The 4,227-nt window shown below is 38.8% G+C and carries 2 protein-coding genes; both read left to right on the top strand.

From position 1 onward, the window contains the following. On the top strand, positions 1-1,441 hold a 1,441-nt coding region (locus tag GAB14E_RS18070), incomplete at its 5' end, for a non-ribosomal peptide synthetase (RefSeq protein WP_156115662.1). Continuing rightward, positions 1,438-4,227: non-ribosomal peptide synthetase (locus tag GAB14E_RS18065; protein ID WP_033081059.1), on the top strand; the 2,790-nt coding region annotated here is incomplete at its 3' end. The genes GAB14E_RS18070 and GAB14E_RS18065, both read left to right, overlap by 4 nt.

Here is a 4,227-nt window from a genome sequence, read left to right on the forward strand (position 1 = left end):
TGTGATCTATACGTCAGGCTCAACCGGGCAGCCTAAAGGGGTAGCGATCAGACATAGCAATACTAACGCTATGCTGCATTGGGCTAATTCAACCTTTGCCCCTGATGAACTTTCAAAAGTGTTGGCGAGTACTTCTTTAAATTTTGACTTGTCTGTGTTCGAGTTATTTGTGCCTCTTTGTTTCGGTTATCAGTGTATTTTGGTTAAAGATGCGTTTACATTGATAGAACAACGTATTGAGCCCAGTTTAATTAATACTGTACCGTCAGCCATTAAAGTTTTGCTGGAGAATAAGTCTATTTCAGACAGTGTTAAGCTCATCAACCTTGCGGGAGAGCCTTTAAGTACTGAGATAGTCAATGAAATATTGAATAATACAGATTGTACAAAAGTATATAATTTGTATGGTCCATCAGAAGATACCACTTACTCAACTTCTATGGCTTTTACATCTGCCATAAATAATAAGCCAGGAATAGGGAGAGTAATAGCAAACAGTCAGGCATTTGTATTAACACAAGGGCTGGAATTAGCGCCTTTTGGTGTTGCAGGTGAATTGTACTTATCAGGAGCAGGTGTCGCCAAAGGTTACCTTAATAAACCAGAATTAACCGCTGAGCGCTTTATTGATAATCCGTATTATGATGAAGCCAACCACAATAGTTCAAAGAGTTTGTATAAAACTGGCGATTTGGTGCGTTATTTACCGGATGGAAATTTAGAATATATTAACCGCATAGACGATCAAGTTAAGATCCGCGGTTTTAGAATAGAGCTTGGTGAGATTGAATCTCATATAAATAAGCAGGCTGAAGTTGACAGCGTTTTAGTATTAGCTAAAGAGTTGATGGTGGGAGAGAAGCAGTTGGTGGCTTATGTCAAGCGAACTGCTGTTATACAAACAACACCTACCGCTAACGAGGTTAAAGAAGAAGATTCAACCGTTTTAACTGATGGTGCTTTTATCACATCGCTTAAAGAAGCTATTGCGAATGATTTACCAAATTATATGGTACCTAGTTTGTTTGTGATTGTTCCGGAGTGGCCGTTGATGCCAAACGGTAAAATTAACCGTAGTGGGTTGCCTGAGCCTGATGCGACTTTACTACAAAATGAATATATTGCTCCTGAGACTGTAACTGAAAAGATACTGGTATCAATCTGGTCATCATTATTAAAACTTGATGAGGATAAAATTAGTACAACTGCTAATTTCTTCGATTTGGGAGGATATTCAACGCTGGTAATAAGATTATTGGCTGGGATCCGTAAACAGTGCAGTGTTGAATTGGATGTAAAGGTAATTTTTGAAATTAATACGTTGAAATGTATTGCAGACTTGATTGATGTCACAAATAAATATCTCAATGATGATATTGATATTGAACAATTGAGTGAAGAAGAACTAGATAGGTATTTGGAGTTAACGGCAGACTTATGAAAAGTATAGAAGAGAAAAAAGCACTTTTAAAACAAAGGCTATTAAAACAAAAAATTAAAAATTCTAAAGGAAATCTTACTAAAAGAAGTAATAAAGCCGATAACCGATCTTTGGTTTCTTTTTCTCAGCAGCGTCTTTGGTTTATTGACCAATTACAAGGTGATTCTCCTGAGTATAATATGCCAATATCATTTGAGGTGGTGGGGCGATTAGATTTAGTTGTTGTTAATCAGGTGATGAATGAGATAGTTCGTCGTCATGAAGTGTTGCGAACGATTTATATTGAAGATAATGATCAAACATTACAATGCATTCAATCTGAAGTAGAGTTTGTATTATCTGAGAATGATCTACGTGATTTAAGTGGCAGTGAACAAACGCAAGCATTAAATAAGCTTATTCAGGAAGATGTTCATACAGCTTTTAATTTATCTAAAGATATAATGGTACGTGCTCGTTTTATTTATTTGTTTGACGGACATACTAGCGATATCAAACATACAGAGTCCAATATACAGAAGCCGAGTGGGTATTTATTATTTAATATGCACCATATTGCATCTGATGGTTGGTCGGTACAGGTGTTAACCAAAGAGTTCTTTAGCCTTTATTCTGCTTATGTAGAAAGAAAACCTAACCCTTTACCTGAGCTTGAAATACAGTATGCCGATTATGCACATTGGCAGCGAGAGTGGCTGCAGGGAGAAGTGCTTAAGACGCAATTAAATTATTGGCAACAGCAGTTGGCTGACGCGCCGCTAATGCATAGTTTGCAACTTGATAGCCCTAGACTTGAAGTGAAACAACATCAAGGAGCCCTGATATCCAGTCAGTTGTCATCAGGTATTGCACAATCATTAATGCAATTGGCTAAAAAGCATCAACTCACGCCATTTATGTTATTACATGCAGCCTTAGCGCAGGTTTTAGCCCGCCACAGTAATAGCGATGATATTGTCATTGGCACCCCTGTTTTGAACAGGCTGCAGGCGGAGATTGAACCGCTGATTGGTTTTTTTGTGAGCACCTTAGTCCTCAGGCTTGATACTAATCATCAATCGTTAAGCGATTATCTGGCTCATGTACGTGAAGTGCATTTAGATGCACAATCGAATCAGGATGTGCCATTTGAACGTTTGGTGGAACAATTAAATATTCCGCGCAGCAGTGCTTATACTCCCGTATTTCAAATTATGTTGACTACAGATACGGATTATGGGGTAGGGGAAAATAAAGAAAGGCAGGAACTGACTTTACCGGGAGTAACCTTATCCCCGTTGCCAGCAGAGCACATTACTGCCAAATTTGATTTAGATATTCGTATCAGTCTCAATGAAAGTGGTGTAAATCTTGAGTGGATTTTTGATAAAGCGATCTTTAATGAAGTACATGTAACACAATTCAATGATCATCTCTCTCGTTTACTGACGGGGTTAGCGACAGTAAGTGAAACAGAACTTGTAGGGCCGTTGCAGATAAAAAAATTACCTATGCTCTCCACACTTGAGTTGGATTATTCATTGAATACCCTCAATGATACTGAGCAGGATTATCCAACAGATAAATGTCTTCATGAATTATTTGAAGCACAGGCAGTAGCTAATCCGAATAACATTGCTGTAGTTTTTGAAGATGAACAACTTACCTATCAGGAGCTTAATCAGCAGGCAAATAAGGTAGCGCATTACTTAGCAGAGCATCATGACGTTACACCAAATACCTTGGTGGGAATATGTGTTGAACGCTCATTACAGATGGTCGTAGGGTTACTCGGAATATTAAAAGCTGGCGGCGCTTATGTACCACTGGATCCAAGTTACCCTACCGCTCGTTTACAGCATATTATAAACGATACGGGTATCAATTATTTATTAGACCAATCAGGATTACATACCCGTCTTGAACTATCAGACAAGGTTAAACTGATATCAATCAACGATACAAGGTTCACTGATGTTTTCATTGATTATCCTGTTACTAATAGGCAGTTGGCAGATAAGCAGCCTTTATCAAGTCTAGCTTATGTGATCCATACTTCTGGCTCGACAGGAACACCCAAAGGGGTCATGATTGAACAAGGGGCATTTGTTAATTTTTTACAGGCAATGCTGTTTCAATTAGGGCCAAACTTTAATCATGATCTTAAGTTACTGGCCGTAACTACTATGGCCTTTGATATTGCAGGATTAGAAATCTGGGGGCCATTATTTGTAGGTGGTCAAGTTGTTCTGGCGTCAAAAGATGATGTAATAGATCCAAGTAAATTAAGTCATCTACTTAATGTTCATGACATTAATTTCATGCAAGCGACTCCAGCCGGCTGGCGGTCATTACTGGATGACGATTGGGCAGGGAAGAAAGATTTAGTTGCCTTATCTGGAGGTGAACTACTACCTGACAAGTTAGCGAAAAGCTTGATGAGGAATTGTGCTCAGTTGTGGAACTGTTATGGACCAACTGAAGCAACTGTATGGTCTCTTGTACGACGTATAGATTGTGATAACACAAGAGGAAATATTGCTAATTTGGCAGGGCCACTCTCAAATTATAGCCACTACGTGCTGGACTCAACACAGGAAGTTGTTCCGCAAGGTGTTATTGGCGAACTTTACATTGGCGGGACAAGTCTAGCGCGTGGTTATCTCAATAATCCAGATTTAACGAAAGAAAAATTCATAGCAGATCCTTTTGCTAGTAGAAAAGATGCACGTTTATACCGAACAGGTGATTTGGTTCGTTTAGTTTCAGATGGTCAATTAGAATTCGTTGGTCGTACGGATACACAA

It is taken from the genome of Colwellia psychrerythraea (genome assembly GCF_000764185.1).
GTDB lineage: Bacteria > Pseudomonadota > Gammaproteobacteria > Enterobacterales > Alteromonadaceae > Colwellia > Colwellia psychrerythraea_B.